We start from the raw sequence: 17,905 nt of genomic DNA, 5'->3' as shown, positions 1-17,905 counted from the left end.
CTTGCTCCTTTAGCCAGTTAGGAGGACATAAGAGTCTTAATACTGTTCGGTTAACGATTATTACTCTTTAAGTGGGAAAGTGAGGAGTAATTATCTCCCTACTAATAAGCAAATAAGGCTTATCGAACAGTATTGCATCCCACTCATAAATTAACTGGGATGACGCGGTGCGCGATCTCCTAAAAACATATATACGATCTCGCCTCAAAACTGCTTTAGAAAGCCTCAGAGTAATTGTAGCCAGTGAGGGGAGTTTAAAAAATTAAGGAAATCCCCTCTTATTAAAGAAATGATTGCTGTTTTAAGATGCAGTAGCTACTAACCCACTATGTCTCAATAATGGTTCGGTTTGAGGTTCGCGTCCTCGGAATTGTTTAAATACTTCCATAGGGTGCAAACTACCACCTAAAGAAAGAATTGTGTTGCGATATTTTCTACCTACAGTAGCCACGGCAGATTCATTTTCTAAGCCTACTTCTTCAAAGGCTGCAAACGCATCCGCGCTTAAGACTTCTGCCCATTTATAGCTGTAGTAACCTGCTGCGTAACCACCTGCAAAGATATGTCCAAAAGCACATAAGAAGTTATCTTCAGGTAAAGGTTTTAGAACAGTGGTATTCTCAGCAATTCGGTTGCGAAGATCGTTAGGAGTTTCATCACCTCCTGGTTGATAGTTATGATGCAACTCTATATCTACTATGCCAAAGTGTAACTGACGCAGAGTTGCAGAGCCACTCATATAGTTTTTCGCTGCTACCAGTTTTTGATAATACTCTTCGGGTAAAGTTTCCCCAGTTTCGTAGTGTTTTGCCATACCGAAAAGAGTAGAGCGATCGTAACACCAGTTTTCCATAAACTGACTTGGTAATTCTACCGCATCCCATTCCACATTGTTAATCCCTGCTGCTCCTACATGGTCGATTGTAGTCAGCATATGTTGTAAACCGTGACCGAATTCATGGAAAAGAGTAGTTACTTCACCAAAAGTCATTAGGCTAGGTTTCTCATCTACAGGAGGGGTTTGGTTACAAATGAGATAAGCTACAGGAAGACGAGTAGTAGTTTTACCTTCCACAGTCATTTTCGCTCTACCTACACAATCATTCATCCATGCGCCACCGCGTTTTTCTGCGGGGCGAGAATAGGGATCGAGGTAGAAGTTGGCAATCACTTCATCCTGTTCATCTTTAATTTGGAAGAAGCGTACGTCTTCATGCCATACTGGTGCTTCGCCATCAGCAGCAGTAATTGTAACTCCAAAGATGCGTTTAGCTAAACCAAATAAACCTTCTAAAACTTGAGGTAATGGGAAATAGGGGCGCAATTCTTCGGCTTTAAAGTCAAATTTAGCTTCTTTTTGCTTCTCTGCCCAATAGGTAGTATCCCAATGTTTGAGATCTTTTTTGCCAGAAAAAGTTTTTAATTCTGCAAACTCTTTCATCGCAGCATCGTAAGAAGCAACCCGCAATTCTTCAGAGAGTTTATCTACTGCTTCGACGCTAGGTGCCATTTTACGAGCTAAACTGAGTTCGGCAAAGGTATCGAAACCGAGAATGTTGGCTTTTTCCTTTCTTAATTCTAAAATACGATCTATGTTAGGTTTGTTATCTAATTCTCCACTAGAAGCACGAGAGAGAAAAGCTTTGTAGAGTTTTTCCCTTAACTCACTACTGGTTGCATACTTCATAAAGGGAATGTAACTAGGATAATCTAAAGTAACTACCCAAGGGCCATCTTCAAGAGTCGCAGTTTCTTTTCCCTCGGCTTTTGCAGTTTGCGCCATTAAACCCAACGCACTTTCAGGTAAACCCTCAACATCCTTTTTATCGGTTAGTTTTAATTTAAAAGCTTTTGTCGCATCAAGGACATTATTAGAAAACTTAGTGGATAACTCTGCTAACTCTAACTGTATCTGGTTAAATTTCTCTTTGGTTTCTCCTTCTAAACCCACTCCAGACAATTCAAAGTCTCTGAGGGAAGATTCGATAATACGTTGTTGTGCTGGTTCAAACTTATCCCAGTCTGCACTATTGCGTAATGCTTTAAATGCTTCGTAAAGAGGTTTACTTTGGGAAAGCTGATTGTAAAATTTCACTATCTCAGGCTGCATTGTCTCATAAGCTTCTCTGAGTTCGGGACTATTTTTTACACCCATTAAATGCCCTACTATCCCCCAACTCCAGCCTAACTTCTCTTCCATTGCTGTTAGGGGTTCAACTAAACCATCCCAAGTGGGAGTTACATCTTTTTCGAGGTTAGTTAAATCTGTTTCTAATTGCTTCAGTATTTCAGTTATCGCAGGAACTACATGGGAGGGCTTCACTTTATCGAAAGGAGGTAAGCCTTTACCGATTAATAGGGGATTTTCTGTAATGGTTGCGTTAGTCATATATGAAGATATTTCAGTTTATATCGTATCTTTCGACTGTAACGCTTTATGGATGGAGAGTGTAGGTTTTGGTGGGTTGGGATAACCGAAATTTAGAGTTGATCTCGCGCAGAGACGCAAAGGCGCAAAGTAAAGACACTAAAATATTTGAAGTTTCCAGATTAAGATTATCATTTTCAGCCAAATCCTTTTTTTGCTACAGCTTTTATTTCTTGTGTGAGTTCGGAAATCTGCTGACTTGAGTTATTAATGATAGTATTTAATTCAAGTTGAAAGTCCTTTTCTGATAAATTATTTCTTCTTACAATTCTCTTCAATATACCTTTGTTAATTTCCTGAGACATTTCAAGTAAAAAACTATCTTTTTGTCTCCAGTGAGGAAAATCATAACTTATTAGAGTCTGATTATACGTTACATCACCATAATGAATAGCTGCTATTACTTTTAATGTTTTACCTATAGTTGCACAACGTTCGTCATCTGTAGCAAAGATATACTGAGGATAAGTCTCTTTTATTTTTCTAGTTCCGTTGTATTCGTGAATCGTTTGTAAATAAAACAAGTCCCAAGCTGCTCCCCATATAGCTTGGAATATATCTTGACCTTTACGAGGTTTTATAAACTTATTAAGTTGGTTATGTCCCCCAAATATTGCAACAGCGAATTGCCACGGAATTAATAAATATATTTTCATTTCTTCTATAAAATCATAAAGCTCATTTAAACTTGTTTCTGCATTTTTTTTCGAGCTATCTCCTCTTTCAAGAAGAATTAGCTTGATCTTTAGCAAATAAGCATACAAAGGATAAAGTACAAATTTTAAAACGTCTATTGATTTAGATATGGATGAAATTGTTTGATTGCCAGTATAGTGGTTCATCTGTCTCCAGAAAGCATCTTCAAAGTCATTTAGCTTTTCAATATTCAAATTCAGTGTTCCTGGTTTACTAGCTCTTTCCAATAAACCCCAAGTTGGATTTACAGTAATATTCGATTGAAATACATAATTTTTAAAATTTCTAGCTTTAATTCTTTTGGTTTTGTCTTGTTTCTTAGAAATATTAAAATCAGATACGTGAATACATACATTATTATCAGGTACTAACATATATGGTTTATTGGTCGAATCTAAGTTTTTAACCTCACTCCAGCTTGGTTTTGAACACTCACCTTGATGATTCACAAAAAAATACTCTTGTCTACTCATTCGGTTTAGATAATGATGATTTATTATTTAGTAGTTAAATACTATAAGGGATTTTTAAAAGGTGACTATGATTTAGTAAAACTTTATACAATGCTATTTTCTAAACTATTTCTTATTGCTTCTTGTTTAGTCTCGCCAAAAGAGGAAACAAAATTTAATTCTGGACAAGTTGCGGAATAGGCTTGTGATTCTTCATCCCATTCTATGATTGCTCTAATATTCATTGTTCGATCCCCCTAAATCCCCCTTAATAAGGGGGACTTTGTTGATTATGAGGTATAAAAATGAGGTCGCGTTAACCAATCAAACTCTTCAATAAAAGCGATCGCACTTACACGATCGATAAAGAATAATCACAAACCAAGTAAGTGATACCATATATAATACTATTATGCCATTTTATATGGATAATAAATGAAAACTAAAATAGTAATAGATACTAATGTTCTGATCGGCGCACTGATTGCTAAACAGTATAGTGCTAACCGTAAATTAATAGAGTTATGCTTAAAGAAAGAATTTTATCCTTTGATAAACAACACTCTATTTACTGAATACGAAGATGTTATTAGTAGGAAAGAAATTTTAGATAAGTCAATCTATACAGAATCAGAAATTAATGAACTCTTAGACGCTTTATTAAGTATTTGTCAGTGGGTTAAAATTTATTATCTATGGCGACCGAATTTACAAGATGAAAAAGATAACTATTTAGTAGAATTAGCTGTTGCAGGTAATGCCAAATTTATTGTTACGCATAATGTTAAAGATTTTCAGCGAAGTCAATTAAAATTCCCTAAAATTCAGATTAAAAAACCACAGGAGATTATTTAAGTATGGCTGCAATCAATGTCAGATTAACCGATGAAAAACACGAACGCTTAAAAGAATTAGCTAAATCAAAAAATATTAGTGTTAATAAGTTAATGGAAGAATTAGCTACTATTGCTTTGACAGAATATGATGCAGAAACTAGGTTCAAGTTAAGAGCAAATCGTGGTTCAGTAGAGCGTGGTTTGGAATTAATTAATAAATTACAAGAACATTTTGGGGATGAAGATTGATTTTAAAATTAAAACAATATCTGGAAAATTGCGCTCTTAAATCAAAATGCGATCGCCTTAAATATCAGAAATGCGATCGCAGTCAGTGAACTACTAAAGTATCTTAAAATTAAAAATACATACCATTTAGAGGATATTGAACCACTGTTCTTAAATCTTGACGTTTAAAAATATTTAAAAAATCCTCTTGTTTTGTCTGCCATTTTTGCCATTGTTGTTGACGCTTTTCTCTTAATATTTCATTTAAAGTAGGCATAGTTTGCGCGATCTTTTGCTTCAGTATTTGTTGTAAAAATTGTTCTAAAATAAAATAGTCTTGAATCATGCCCAAGACAATTTGAATTTCTTTGATTTCTTCTAAATAGTTGCTGTAGGTTGGGCAATAAAGCTCTTGAAAAAGCTCCATGTTGTAGCGAGTTTGTTTAGCAACTTTGCGTAAATCATGCAATATTTTTTCCTGAGTTAAAGAAATATCGTTCTCCATAGTAATCTTTTTAATATCAAAAAAAGCGATCGCTCCATCAGTTATATCTAAACCAATTAACCAACCAGGATGCAATAGTAGATAACTTATTTGAGGTAATAAAAGATCGGGTAAAATTTGCTTAACATCGAGTGCTGCTATTGACTGATATTTAGGATTGTCTAACCATAACTGAAAGTTATTCTGAAGCTTTGAATAGCTTTTACCCTTGAGAGTTTTACTCACAGCTTTGAAAGCAGATTTGCGCTGTTTCTTGAGCTTTTTGAACACAATTTCTAAGCTTTTTTGTTCGCTTTTAGGTATATGGGGTTGATATTGGGTAACTAAAGTTTCTTGTAAAACATCGATATCTCTTAATTTGCCTAAAATTTTTGCTACTTTACCAATACTTGTCGGAGTAACATTAGTCGGTAAATCAACAGCAAGAGCAAAACAAGCAATAATACTCCGTAAACGGCGCATTCCTACCCTCATTTTATGTAAATGTTCTGGATCTTTATCTTTTAAGACTTCCTTTTCGTACTGATTATATCTATTATACTGGTTTGCGATCGCAATATACGCCCATTCTCCCAGAGTTTGATTAGCTTGCTGTTGCTCAATCATTTCGATAATTTGCTATCAATTCGGCTCAAAAGCCTCTAATCTGATTTTATTGTTGTAATCTGGCTTAATTAGATTTAGTTACCTATTTAATGAGGTATTAATTATGTTTACTACCATCAGGCATAATCGTACCCTGTAACCTTGCTCGATGAAAAATGGTATCTTCGATATCTGCATCAGTTAAATTAGCTCCTCTCAAATCCGCTTTTGTCAGATTTGCTCCTCTTAAGTTCGCCCCTGCTAAGTTAGCGTGTTTTAAGTCAGCATTAGTAAAGTTTGTCCCTCGCAGTTTAGCTTGTTCTAAATTACTATGGCTCAGATTGGCACCATCTAAATTTACCCAACGTAAATCAGCTTGTTTTAATTGCGCTTCTGAAAAATTAGCCTGACACAAGTAAGCTTTATAAAAATGACTAAAAATTGCTTTTACTCGATAAAAATTAGCTTTGTAACCAACAAATCCCAATAATTCAGTATCATACAAGTTAGCATAACTAAAATCGGCTTCATTCCCATGAGCTTCAATCAATTCAGCTTCGCTCAAGTTTGTTCGATGTAATTTTGCACCAATTAAATTAGCTTGATTTAGATTAGCTTTTCTCATCGAAGTTCCAATCAAATTAGCATCACTAAAATTGACTCGCTGACAACTAGCTTCACGTAAGTCAGCACCGATCAAATTAGCATGAGTTAGCTCTGCATCTATTAAATAAGCCTGGCGTAGAATACTATTGCTCAAATTAGCATCACTCAAACAAGCGTTAATCAATTCTGCTTGCTCTAGATTTGCTCCCGCTAAATCTACTGCGGTTAATTCAGCATCGGTTAAATCGGCTTTGACTAAATTAGCTTTTGTCAGACTAGCAGCTTGAATGTCTAAACCACTAAGGTTTGCGTCTTGAAAATCTAATTCAATGTTACTCTTTTCCCTCCGCCACTTTTGCCAAGATTCTAAACCTTGTTTGAGCTTTGTCAGATGCTCTACATTTGCCATGAAACCACTCCTAACCGCAGTCTTATTGTAAACGATTTCTTTGACTATCAAGCTTTAGATGTGGTGACTGATAATTAAGATAGGGATAGATGTAGATAGATTAGCGCAGATGCTACCACCGAAACAATGGAGCGAATCGTCAAGCAAGCAAGACAGCGTAGGGCAATCCTGACAATAAAAGCGGAACTAGAAGCCGATCTCGCATTTCGCCAAGAGATTCACAATATATGGAACGATTAGAGTAGTTTGTAACTCAGATCTTTCCGTTCAAGATGTAGAAACCGCTAATCCTAATAACTTGATGAGTTTTTTGCTAGAGATAAGCGATCGCATTTCGCAGTATTAAACAACTACTAGGCAAAGACTACAGATTACTCAACCGCCAAAGACAACAAAAGCAGACTCGATCGCACCTACGCCATAAAGCCCAAAAATGCTCTGCCAATAATCAAAAAGGTGAGTCCAATTTAGGTGAATATGTAGACCGATTAATAGCCAAGGCAATTGTGGAATATGCTCAACAATATCGAGTTAGCGCGATCGCCATTCCTCAAGTTGAAGACATTAACTAACAATTTGCCATCATTAACAAATAATTCGTTATTGTACAAGTAGATGTCGATTGCCACATTATTTGTCGTCTTGACAAATTATTTGACTCTAATTGTGAATCGCTGAATTCTTCTAGTAATAAAGATTATATGCCATTTTTCCTCTAAAATTCCTCTAAAAGCGTTATTGACAAATTTAGTGTCCAATTTTAGATGTTTGACAAATTATTTGTCCATTTTTTTTGATGCCGTGAAACTCAGTCTATGATTGCTTTTAGCGGTACTTAAACATTTTAAACGGTCGAAATAAGATAAAATGCTGTTGCTGATTGATTTGAGCGTTATTTTTTTGGTGCGATCGCTACTAGGAGAGAAACTACTCCCGCAGCTATGCCTCCGTGCAAAGAATAGATGGTGTAAAAAGTTTGATGATTTGTTAAGGACAAAAGCCCAGAAAAGCGGTGCGACCCCGCGTCGGCGACAGGCCCTAAAGGACTCGCTACGCATCGCGCAAGGGAACGCGCACCAAGAAGAGAATTTAGGAACTATTTGCGATCGCTATAGACAAAAATGCGTTCTACAAAATCTTTTCCTGGTAGATGTAAGGTATCTTTTGGTACTTTAGCTTTATATGTCAATAAATCTTCCGCTTCTTTACCCAGTAATGATGAAAGATCGCGAGCAGCTAGTTCAGTAGCAACCATAGTTTTATTCTTGAATGTAATTGTCTTGCTTCTTTTTTATTGTGACTACTATTCAAAATAATTACTCTTAATTTTTTCTGATAAATTTTGGCTTTTAATCTATCACTTCAAAATATATTGCCATAGCCAGATGTACCCACCGTAAACTAATCTTAATAGATAGTAAGTTTGGTTTAGTAGGTGGTGCAGGTATTTCCGATCTTTGGGATGGTAAAGAAAAAGACGATGATACTCAGCCTTGGTTAGATGTGGAAATGCGTCTAGAAGGAGAAATTATCAGCATTTTAGAAGGGGTATTTTCTCAACACTGGACTTTTGGCGATGGTATCGCTAATTTAAGCAAGCCTAAATTTCAGACTTCTCAAGATGAAAATAAAGAGCAAAATTTGATGTTAGTCATACCAGGAGCAAATCCCAGAATTCGCTTTTCTCCTATTAGAGCTTTTAAATACAATAGTATTATTGCTGCCCGTAAGCGAATTTGGCTAGCCAGCCCCTATTTTTTACCTGACGATAACTCTATAGACTTATTAGTAGCAGCAAAACAAAATGGTGTGGATGTTCGCATTCTGACTACCAGCAAGCGCAGTGATAAAAAACCCGTGTACTATGCTTCCTACGAACACTACGGTAAATTATTGAAAGGTGGGGTGGAAATTTTTGAGTTTCAACCCAGTATGACCCATGCTAAATTACTGTTAATAGACGATCGCTGGGCAACTACAGGAAGTGCCAACTTCGATCCTCGTAGCTTCTGTCACAACGAAGAGTTAGATCTATGCAGCGCACAGCCAGAACTAGTCAAGGGAATTAAAAATACTTTTGAAGCAGGTTTCGCCCAGAGTCAACGTGTTACCTATCAAGACTGGCAAAAACGCTCTCTTATTAGACATCGCATCTTAGGTAATATGGTCAATTTCTTCCAATGGCAACTTTAGAGGAATGAGGAATTAGAGAAGGAGGAAAAAGGAAAAAGGAAAAAGTCAACAGCATTTTTGTAATCAGAGTTTGAAGAGCGACAAAATTGTATTATCTATTCCCTGTTCCCTTTGAATTTATGTTATTTGGTGAAAACTATTTAAACCAGGCAAAAATACGCTCCCACATATCTTTAATATTGGCGGGACTGGCAATAGCATGACCTTCACCCCAATAACGGACAAATTCGGCTCTTTTCCCCTGACGATAGAGGCTGGCAAAAAATTCTTCTCCTTGCTGGATGGGGACATGATCCATATCCCCTTGAATAATCATCAAGGGAGTTTCAACGCGATCTACGGCAAAAATTGGGCTGTTGCGGAGGTAACGCCCCAAATCCTTCCAAGGTGGATTACCCATAGCTACTTGAGCGGATTCTATGATTACGCCTGCAAAGAAATCTTCGTGGGCATCTTCCCGATAGCGAAATCTAGGATCGAATGCGCCATATAAACTTACCAGATTTGCAAGCCCAGCTAAGGATACTGCTGCTTTGAAGCGATGGGTTTGGGTAATTAGACCATAAACAGCGTAACCACCAAAACTTTGACCCATTAAATAAAGTCTTTCGGGATCGGCAATTCCCAGAGCGATCGCTTTTTCCACTGCGGGTAATACTCCATTGAGTAATTTCAGCATCGGATCGTCTGCTTCTCCTTCTGGTTTGAGGGGAATACTTGGTTGAAGAAATACATAACCTTGGGCTGCTGCTAGTTGAAAATTGTAGGGACTAGGAAAGTTCAGTTCGTGAGAAGGATGAGTGGTAGGGCTAATAACCCAACCTGGATAAACTTCTGTTATTACAGGATAAGTGCGTTCTGAGTCATAGTCTGGCGGTAAAATTAGCTGTGCCTGGAGTTTTTCCCCATCTAAGCTGATATATTCGATTTGACGTAGTATACCTGGCTTAATCTCACGGAGAAAGGTATTAGTTTCTAAAAAACAATTGCTTTTAGAGTTACAAGAAGACCAAAGATAAGTACCCGTGTCATCGTTAGCGGTAAAAATTACTGTATCTGTTTGGGATTCATAAGCTGCTACCTGGGCTTTTGCTGCGGGTTTCTCTAAAAGTTTCCAAGTGTCTTCTACCAAGTCGATTTGATAAAATTCGGTTTGTTCCTCTACCTCAGCACTAACTATAATCTTGGTAAATTCTTGTTTCGTAGAAACTACTTGAGTATCGCCCCTTCTAGTATCTCCTGGATATACAATTGCAGTAATGGATGCTTCTAGTTCAGTGGTAATATTTTCTGGAGCATTACCTTCAAAACTTATGCGCCACAGATTACCTTCAGCAAGTCCGACAAAAGATTTACTTCCTATTTCTGACAATAATTCTGTTGGGGATGTTTTCATATCTGCGGTTAAGCAAGTTTCTTCGCCATCAGATGCTATTAACCACCAATCATAGCGATCTTGGGGACTGGGTTGAGCCTCTTCTGTCTGTGCAGCATAAACCAGTAATTTACCTTCTACCGTCCAAAGTAAACGGGGTTTATTTCTAATTAAAGGCGCAGCATTGAGTTTTTTACTTCCCCAAGTTTGTACCGTATTATCGTTGCAATTGTAAATATAAATCTGGGGCGGGCTTGCTCGTTCTGACTCATAGCCGATAAAAGCTAGCTGTTCGCTATTCTGTGACCAACACAAAGAACCAGCCGATACATCATTGTTGACTTCTAATCTTTTTTGCGATCGCTCTTGCCAAGAAATAAGCTTAACGGCATATCTAAAAGCTAGCTCAAAGTTGAGGGGTAAATGTGCTTGTGGTTGACGAATATCTACTGTTTCCAAACAAGCCAGCCAATCTTTATGAGGTGAGAGGGTATATTCTTGGGTATTAGCTGTAATTAGAGTTTTTGTAGCATTTTTAGTTACATTAATTACTATAGTAGTTTTGCGATCGCGCTTAGCTACATCCACAGCAACACCACTTTGTAAAACGCTAACGGTTACTTCTTCTCCTCTGTTAGTTTTTTGCGATCCTTGCCATGCTTTTTGTGGTGCATCTGTTTCGATAATCATTCCCAAGGGTTTTTCATTTTCGGGCAAAACAGTACAGATAATCTCTTCATTGTCAATCCAAGCATAAGGGCGATCGCCCACATCTTCAAAATTAATTCCTCTTTGAGTAAGCTGTTGTAAATTACCCGTAGCTTTATCCCAAACCCAAAGAGTAACATTGCCTCCCTTGGTAGATAACATCGCTAATCGTTTGCCATCGGGCGACCAAGCTGGCGACCAATAACCAACATCTTCTTCTATTCCTTTGGTAAGATTAACAGGCTCAAATGTGGCTAAATCTAATAACCAAATATCAGCGCGATCGTTTCCCCACAGAAAATCTTGTTTGTGATTTTTAGTGGTTGCTTTGGCTCTTTGGACTACATAAGCTAATATTTTGCCATCTGGAGAAAAACTATACGCCCCACCAAAATAGCGTCCGATTTGTTCGAGGTGAAATAAGTCTTCTACTTGCAAGAATTTTAGTGACATGATTCTTTAAAATTAAGCAGCAAAAATTTCAGTCAAATCTAAAGTAAATCCAGGTAATATATCTTTTCCTGATAGTGTTTGAGGATTGTTTAATATTTCTACAGCTTGTCCTGGACGATATATTTCTACTATCTTAGCTGATGGTTCAATGAGCCAGCCTAGTCTAACTCCATTGTCTAGATACTCGCGCATCTTAGCTTGCAGATCCTCATATCTTTGATTCTTAATATCACTGGGACTAACAAGTTCGATAACAAAATCTGGGCAAATAGGCGGAAACCCATCTTGTTGTTGTTGAGTCAATTGATTCCATCTGTCCAGTTTAATCCAGCTAACGTCAGGACTTCTTCTTGCGCCACTGGATAAAACAAACACCGTAGAAGAATCGAAGACTTCTCCAGTACCGTCTCGATCTGCCCAATTTCTCAACCTTTGGGTTAGTCTACTATTTTTTTTACCTGCTGTTCCACCAGTAGGACTCATGACAATTAATTCTCCGTTTGCAGTTAACTCTAATCGTGCTACTTGTTCAGCGTAAGCTAGCTGTTCAAACTGTTCTGGAGTTACTTTAAATCCCTTGGGAATAGTGAGTGGTACAATCGCATCTTCGGTGAACGCTTCCATGATTCTTGAACTAATGTCTTTTTTATTATTATGAATCAATCGACTTGAACTATATTGTACGATTCGTTATCTTCCAGTTTTAGATGCCAGACCAACAAAAACTTCAGCTATTATGGCAAGCATATTTAACAACATTGCCTAAAAATCACTCTCATCGATTTAGTCTTTTACCTGATGCTTGGAGCTTTGGTGACAGTCCTCAAATAGCCGATCGATTAGGCAAATTAGTACTAAATGGGATTAAAACAGCAACCTGTAGTCGCTATCTTGGGGAAAATATCTTGGATGAGGCGGGGTTGAGCATTATTTTAGATGGCGACGGAAATCCGATTTGTATCATCGAAACTTACGAAATTACGATTCGACGCTACCAAGATGTTGACGAAGAATTTGCCACAGCAGAGGGTGAAGGGGATTTGAGCTTAGAGTATTGGCGAAAGGCTCACTGGGATTTCTTTTCCCGTGAAGCAGAAAAAGAAGATTATGAGGTAAGCGAGAATATGCTTTTGAATTGTGAGCGGTTTCGTCTTCTTTATGCACACTCTAATACTTAGTTTGCAATTTAAATAGTTTTAGATAGTTCTGAGTTTTTATTTTGTTATTAAACGGCAAAAATTTCAGTTAAATCTAAAGTAAATCCAGGTAATATATCTTCTCCCGATAGTGTTTGAGGACTGTTTAATATTTCTACAGCTTGTCCTGGACGATATATTTCTACTATTTTAGCTTCTGGTTCAATTAGCCAGCCTAGTCTAACTCCGTTATCTAAATACTCTTGCATCTTGGCTTGCAGATCCTCATATCTTTGATTCTTAATATCGCTGGGACTAACAAGTTCGATAGCAAAATCAGGCGCAATGGGAGGAAAACCATCTTGTTGTTGTGGAGTTAATTGATTCCATTTGTCTAAACTAATCCAGCTGACATCGGGACTTCTTCTTGCACCGTTTGGTAAAACAAACACCGTAGAAGAATCAAAAGCTTCTCCAGTACCATCTCGATCTGTCCAAATTCCCATTTGTTGTGTCAAACGACGATTTTTTCTACCTGCTGTACCACCAGTAGGACTCATGACAATTAATTCTCCGTTTGCAGTTAACTCTAATCTTGCTAATTGTTCGGCGTAAGCTAGCTGTTCAAACTGTTCTGGAGTTACTTTAAATCCCTTGGGAATAGCGATCGCTTCCATTTTGTTTTCTAACTAATATTTTTAATTATTATTTTATCTACCTCAGATCGACTTACAGATAGATAAAAGTTAATTTTGTTTGCTTAATTGTTTTCTAGAATATATAGCTTTAGCTAGATACATAAATATCGGAAACTATTGTTTAATAACACAAATTGAAGAAAATTTTTACAGCATCGAATCTAATTAATCTTATGTTTAGAGGTAATCAAATAAAAACTGCTGCCCTTCTAGGGTTACTAAGTGGAATATTAGTCTTAGGTGGTTATTGGGCAACTGGTAACGAGCAAGGTGCGTTTATTGGTTTAATTTTGGCTGCTATTAGTAGCTTTGGTTCTTGGTTTTATTCCGATAAAGCTGCTTTAGCTGCTTACAACGCTCAACCCATTACCCGCGAGCAAGCACCAGAACTTTACGATATGGTTGCAAGTTTAGCAAACAAAGCAGATTTGCCCATGCCTAAACTATGTGTTGTTCCCACTCAAACCCCTAATGCTTTTGCTACTGGTAGAGATGCCGATCATGCTGCTGTAGCGGTTACTCAGGGGATTATGCAAACATTAGATCGAGATGAGTTAGCTGGGGTAATTGCTCACGAATTAACTCACATCAAAAATCGCGATACTCTAACTCAAGCTGTAGCTGGTACATTGGGCGGTGCTGTTACTTTTTTGGGTAGAATGCTGAGTTTTGGCGCATTATACGGTCCTGTAAATCGGGATAATCGTCAGGGAGGCAATCCTCTTGGTGTTTTAATTTTAGTTATTCTTGCACCTATCTCCGCATCTATCATTCAGATGGCAATCTCTCGTACTCGCGAATTTTCCGCAGATCGTGGCGCAGCCGAAATTACTGGTAATCCTTTGGCTTTAGCTAGTGCGCTACAAAAGCTGGAGTCAATTGGGAAGCAAATACCCATGAACGGTAATCCCGCTTTTGAGCCAGTATTAATTATGAATCCTTTTTCTGGTGGTGGTTTACAAGCTCTATTTCGTACCCATCCTCCTACAGAAGAACGAGTGCGTCAACTACAAGAAATAGCTAAAAAGCTACAAAAAAATCTAACATTAGCATTTAATTAATAATATGAAAATTAGACTATTTCGAGCTGTAGCGATCGCATTTGTCTTTTGTACGATCTTATTTACTCCTCTCGATTCTGTCTTTGCAGCTACAGTAAAATCAAATAATGTCGATACTACTAAAAAGGCTGCTCAGGAAGTAGTCAAAGACACAGGTGCAAAAAAGCAATTTGGCAAAAATGACAATGGCAATCAATTGATAGATAGTGCCAAAGTGAAAGCCAGCCAAAAACTTAATAACCTAGCAGAAAAAGCCGATTCTTCAGAAAATGTTACCCCAACTGAAAAGCGATTTCTCGATAATTTACAAGATAAATCTTAGATAAACGTGAGTTCGATAAGCGGTGCATAATGCCAAAAAAATTAGTATTTTTGGTCAAAGAATTTGATAGCTACTCAAAACCATCAACTTCGCGAGGGGGTTGATGGTATGTGTCTAAGCAAATCTTTTGGGCTATGGGTTGAATTTCTTCGATAAGTGCATTTTGGACATCGTTTAGCACTCGCTATTTCTGGAAAATGATACCAATTTTCAAATTGTTTAATGCTGATTATTTTGTTTTTTTACATCTTTAGTTAGATAGATAAAATTAGTAAATAAGAGATTATTGTTAAATAGTTACTGTTTTGAACTCTAATAATTATCTATCAAAATTTGTATTCTAAGACTTCTTTCTTTAGATAGAGGTAATTAGTACTAGAACATTGATAATTATTTAAATATAAAACAGTTTTTATTGAAGATTTTTTGGTTACGAGGAGCAAAATTACAATGTCAAGATATCAAATGAAGTTTAACAGCTTGGGAATAGGTGCTTTACTTTTATCTTTAGCCACAATAGGTACTACATTAGAAACCTCTCAACTACGAGCTCAAGAAGTAGAAGGAAATACCAATATAGAAGAAATCTCCGAATCAGAAGACGTTACCGTTGGCGAGGAAGTAACTGTCAGAGGTGAAGTCGAAGAAGTCGAACCAGGTGTTTCTTTTGTAATGGAAGAAGAAGGCTTTCTGGAAGGAGATCGAGTCCTAGTAATTAACGTGTCAGGAGAAGAATTACCAATAGCACCATCAGACGATCTGGAATTACAGGTGACAGGAGAAACGGGAATGCTAGTTTTAGCTGATGTAGAAAGTGAATATGGACTAGATTTAGACCCCGAACTTTATGTAGATTATGAAAATCAGCCAGTCATTTTCGCTCAATCCATGGTCTTATCTCCAGGGTTAGAAGATATCTCTGAAGACCCTACTCTTTACTATGCTCAAGAGGTTGCTGTTGAAGGGGAAGTCGATGAGATTAGAAGCGACTATACTTTTACCCTCAAAGAAGACCAACTAATTGGTGGCGATGATTTGTTAATTATTAATGCTACAGGAGAGCCGATACCTACAGAAGATGAAAAAGTAGTAGTTACTGGTACAGTTCGTCCTTATATCAAAGCTGAATTTGAAAGAGACTACGATCTTACTTGGGACTTAGACATACAGGAAGAAATAGAAGCTGAATACAGTGAAAAGCCTGTCTTAGTTGTAGATAGCATTTATACTTCTGCTGAAGATGACGGTTTACTAGAGTAATCCTCACAGGGCTTTCGTCTCATAAAAAAGAGGAAGGAAAGAAAAAGATTGCACTCATTAGTTATTCTTTTCTTTCTCTCAAGTAATTTCCGATCATCCGCTCTATTGCGATCGCAAAAAAGTAAAAATATGCATGAATCAGTAAAATCAACCCCAAAAAATCAATTACCCAGTAAACAAAGATTTGCTGATACTTTTCGCTTTTTAAGTCGTATTAGCTATTGGATTCACCTTTTACTTGGTACTATTTCTGGTGTCATCTTATTTTTAGTAGGTTTTAGCCGTAATTCAGCCAACATTAATAGTAATGGAGTTAATGTCGGTATTGTCTTCGCAGTGTTGAGTCTAGTGGCATTAGGATTTAGGGTTTATTGGGCTTTACGATACCGCACATTGGCAAAAACACTACAAAAATTTGATTCTAAGGTGCAACCTAGTAGAGAAGAGATTATTCGGATTCTGCGGTTAGGTTTATTTGTTAGTTTATTGGGTCTATTTTTAGCTTTCTTCGCATCAGAAATTAGCTTGGTATCTCTAGTAGCCGATGCGATCGCTCGTCCTCAAGGAATTGCCGTTTATGACCGCGAACAGGTAGTACAAATCGCCGATTTACTTTTAATCTTGGCGCAGCTTAATATTTTGGGGGCGCATTTTTTTGGTAGTGCTAACTCTTTGGGTTTACTTAGCTGGCTCTCAAAAGAGGAGGTATAGTGGCTTTAGTGATGTGCCAATACCGAATTAACTACGCTCGTAAGGTAACTTTCTTTACTTTGAAAACTGAATAATTTTTAACAGGGAACAGTGAACAGCAGATAGTAAAATCACAGCTTGATAACTAATAGTCGATCTTTAATAATGGATAATGAATAACTGATAACTGCGAACATCATCATTGGCGGTTTCAGACATTACATTACCAACATCTATGTTACCTTCTATCAATCCCAAGCGTAGAGTTTCGTCGGTCATGAACAATAGAAGCGATCGCCGAAATCACAAATTTTGGATTAATTTTCGTAATGGACGCTTTGAAATTCCTAACGCAGATGCCTGGCATACTTATTGGCAAGAACCTTATTATCTACTACTAACTGTCCCCTGGTGGGGATTTTTTGTACTGACGGTTTTATCATACATCACAGTGAACGGGATCTTTGCTTTGGGCTATTTAATAGGAGGAGACTGTATTGAAAATGCGACTTCAGGCTCTTTTGGTGATGCTTTTTTCTTTAGCGTGCAAACCCTAACTTCTATTGGTTATGGGGCGATGTATCCTACTACTGCCTATGCAGATATTTTGGTAACCACAGAAGCTTTAGTGGGGATTGTCGGCATTGCCTTGATGACTGGATTGGCTTTTACCAAGTTTTCTCAGCCAACCGCAAAAGTAATCTTTAGTCAGGTAGCAACTATCTCGGATTATAACGGTGTTCCTACTTTGGCACTCAGAACAGCCAATCAACGTCGTAATCAAATTATAGAAGCAGAAGTTCGCGTTTATCTAATGCGAGATGAAGTTAGCATCGAAGGGGAATATATGCGTCGGTTTTACCTGCTGAAATTACTACGCAACCAAACACCCAGATTTACCCTCAGTTGGACTGTAATGCACCCCATTGATGAAAATAGCCCTCTTTGGCAAGCTACATCAGAATCTTTGGTTAAAACAAGAGCCATGCTAGTAGTTTCTTTGAATGGTATCGACGAAACCGTATGTCAGCCTCTCCATGCACCTTATTGTTATAGTGCTAATGAAATTTTGTGGTCACATCGCTTTGCAGATATTGTTCATCAAACCCCCGAAGGTCATCACTACATAGACTACACTCACTTTCATAATGCAACTCCTGTAGGTCAACTAAGGAACGAGGAACGAGGAACAAGGAACGAGGACTGGTAATGCATTATTTATTTTATGTCTTCTGGCGCGTTCGGAAAACACAAGGTTTCTTCG

General features: G+C 37.5%; 18 protein-coding genes and 1 pseudogene. 9 read left to right on the top strand and 10 right to left on the bottom strand.

Translation table 11 applies throughout. From position 1 onward, the window contains the following. Positions 1 to 301: 301 nt before the first annotated feature. The 3 genes from H1P_RS03385 to H1P_RS03375 form a co-directional block, all read right to left on the bottom strand. Positions 302 to 2,389, bottom strand: a complete 2,088-nt coding sequence (locus H1P_RS03385; RefSeq protein ID WP_144864147.1) for a M3 family metallopeptidase — start codon at positions 2,387 to 2,389, stop codon at positions 302 to 304. Between the two features lie 176 nt (positions 2,390 to 2,565). Beyond that, the gene (locus tag H1P_RS03380; RefSeq protein ID WP_144864145.1) at positions 2,566 to 3,573 is read right to left on the bottom strand and encodes a hypothetical protein; all 1,008 of its coding nucleotides are present in this window, start codon (positions 3,571 to 3,573) and stop codon (positions 2,566 to 2,568) included. A gap of 107 nt (positions 3,574 to 3,680) precedes the next feature. Beyond that, complete coding sequence (locus H1P_RS03375; RefSeq protein ID WP_144864143.1) at positions 3,681 to 3,821, bottom strand: type II toxin-antitoxin system HicB family antitoxin; 141 nt, start codon at positions 3,819 to 3,821, stop codon at positions 3,681 to 3,683. A gap of 190 nt (positions 3,822 to 4,011) precedes the next feature. Between H1P_RS03375 and H1P_RS03370 the strand changes: the two genes are divergently transcribed. Continuing rightward, positions 4,012 to 4,431 (top strand): putative toxin-antitoxin system toxin component, PIN family, encoded by a 420-nt coding sequence (locus tag H1P_RS03370; protein WP_144864141.1) that lies wholly within the window; start codon positions 4,012 to 4,014, stop codon positions 4,429 to 4,431. A gap of 2 nt (positions 4,432 to 4,433) precedes the next feature. Then, positions 4,434 to 4,661 carry a toxin-antitoxin system HicB family antitoxin gene (locus tag H1P_RS03365; RefSeq protein WP_144864138.1) on the top strand — a complete coding sequence of 76 codons (228 nt, stop codon included), beginning with the start codon at positions 4,434 to 4,436 and terminating at the stop codon, positions 4,659 to 4,661. Positions 4,662 to 4,770: 109 nt separating this feature from the next. Here H1P_RS03365 and H1P_RS03360 read toward each other — a convergent pair whose 3' ends face one another. The 4 genes and pseudogenes from H1P_RS03360 to H1P_RS03350 form a co-directional block, all read right to left on the bottom strand. After that, positions 4,771 to 5,751: a CHAD domain-containing protein gene (locus tag H1P_RS03360; protein WP_246141450.1), complete on the bottom strand. Its 981-nt coding sequence runs from the start codon at positions 5,749 to 5,751 to the stop codon at positions 4,771 to 4,773. Between the two features lie 97 nt (positions 5,752 to 5,848). Further along, the gene (locus H1P_RS03355; protein ID WP_144864136.1) at positions 5,849 to 6,745 is read right to left on the bottom strand and encodes a pentapeptide repeat-containing protein; all 897 of its coding nucleotides are present in this window, start codon (positions 6,743 to 6,745) and stop codon (positions 5,849 to 5,851) included. A gap of 375 nt (positions 6,746 to 7,120) precedes the next feature. Continuing rightward, entirely contained in the window at positions 7,121 to 7,249 is a 129-nt protein-coding gene (locus H1P_RS38780) for a hypothetical protein (RefSeq protein WP_281291079.1), read from the bottom strand. 598 nt (positions 7,250 to 7,847) lie between these two features. Further along, positions 7,848 to 8,000 (bottom strand): annotated as a pseudogene (locus H1P_RS03350) (class I fructose-bisphosphate aldolase); the annotation flags it as partial. A 254-nt stretch (positions 8,001 to 8,254) separates the two neighbouring features. On the opposite strand from H1P_RS03350, the gene H1P_RS03345 reads away from it, so the two are divergent. Further along, the gene (locus H1P_RS03345) at positions 8,255 to 8,938 is read left to right on the top strand and encodes a phospholipase D-like domain-containing protein (protein ID WP_246141452.1); all 684 of its coding nucleotides are present in this window, start codon (positions 8,255 to 8,257) and stop codon (positions 8,936 to 8,938) included. A 136-nt stretch (positions 8,939 to 9,074) separates the two neighbouring features. Here the strand turns inward: H1P_RS03345 and H1P_RS03340 are convergent, their stop codons facing one another. After that, on the bottom strand, positions 9,075 to 11,474 hold the full coding sequence (locus tag H1P_RS03340; protein ID WP_144864134.1) for a S9 family peptidase: 2,400 nt from the start codon (positions 11,472 to 11,474) through the stop codon (positions 9,075 to 9,077). 12 nt (positions 11,475 to 11,486) lie between these two features. Next, entirely contained in the window at positions 11,487 to 12,098 is a 612-nt protein-coding gene (locus H1P_RS03335; RefSeq protein ID WP_425461520.1) for a Uma2 family endonuclease, read from the bottom strand. Between the two features lie 83 nt (positions 12,099 to 12,181). Between H1P_RS03335 and H1P_RS03330 the strand changes: the two genes are divergently transcribed. Then, complete coding sequence (locus H1P_RS03330; RefSeq protein WP_144864131.1) at positions 12,182 to 12,652, top strand: ASCH domain-containing protein; 471 nt, start codon at positions 12,182 to 12,184, stop codon at positions 12,650 to 12,652. A gap of 47 nt (positions 12,653 to 12,699) precedes the next feature. Here H1P_RS03330 and H1P_RS03325 read toward each other — a convergent pair whose 3' ends face one another. Continuing rightward, on the bottom strand, positions 12,700 to 13,287 hold the full coding sequence (locus tag H1P_RS03325; RefSeq protein ID WP_144864129.1) for a Uma2 family endonuclease: 588 nt from the start codon (positions 13,285 to 13,287) through the stop codon (positions 12,700 to 12,702). Between the two features lie 194 nt (positions 13,288 to 13,481). Between H1P_RS03325 and H1P_RS03320 the strand changes: the two genes are divergently transcribed. From H1P_RS03320 to H1P_RS03300, 5 genes are all read left to right on the top strand, one after another. After that, positions 13,482 to 14,369, top strand: coding sequence for a zinc metalloprotease HtpX (locus H1P_RS03320; protein WP_144864127.1), 888 nt, complete (start codon positions 13,482 to 13,484; stop codon positions 14,367 to 14,369). A 4-nt stretch (positions 14,370 to 14,373) separates the two neighbouring features. Continuing rightward, positions 14,374 to 14,691: a hypothetical protein gene (locus tag H1P_RS03315; RefSeq protein ID WP_144864125.1), complete on the top strand. Its 318-nt coding sequence runs from the start codon at positions 14,374 to 14,376 to the stop codon at positions 14,689 to 14,691. A 450-nt stretch (positions 14,692 to 15,141) separates the two neighbouring features. Continuing rightward, on the top strand, positions 15,142 to 15,951 hold the full coding sequence (locus H1P_RS03310; RefSeq protein WP_144864123.1) for a hypothetical protein: 810 nt from the start codon (positions 15,142 to 15,144) through the stop codon (positions 15,949 to 15,951). A gap of 129 nt (positions 15,952 to 16,080) precedes the next feature. Next, positions 16,081 to 16,662: a DUF3611 family protein gene (locus H1P_RS03305; RefSeq protein WP_144864121.1), complete on the top strand. Its 582-nt coding sequence runs from the start codon at positions 16,081 to 16,083 to the stop codon at positions 16,660 to 16,662. 256 nt (positions 16,663 to 16,918) lie between these two features. Beyond that, positions 16,919 to 17,851, top strand: coding sequence for an ion channel (locus H1P_RS03300; protein WP_144864119.1), 933 nt, complete (start codon positions 16,919 to 16,921; stop codon positions 17,849 to 17,851). Positions 17,852 to 17,905 lie beyond the last annotated feature (54 nt).

The organism is Hyella patelloides LEGE 07179, from assembly GCF_900659865.1.
Taxonomy (GTDB): Bacteria; Cyanobacteriota; Cyanobacteriia; order Cyanobacteriales; family Xenococcaceae; genus Hyella; species Hyella patelloides.
The sequence above is the reverse complement of the archived record's forward strand: the minus strand, read 5'-3'. Positions and strand labels throughout refer to the sequence as shown.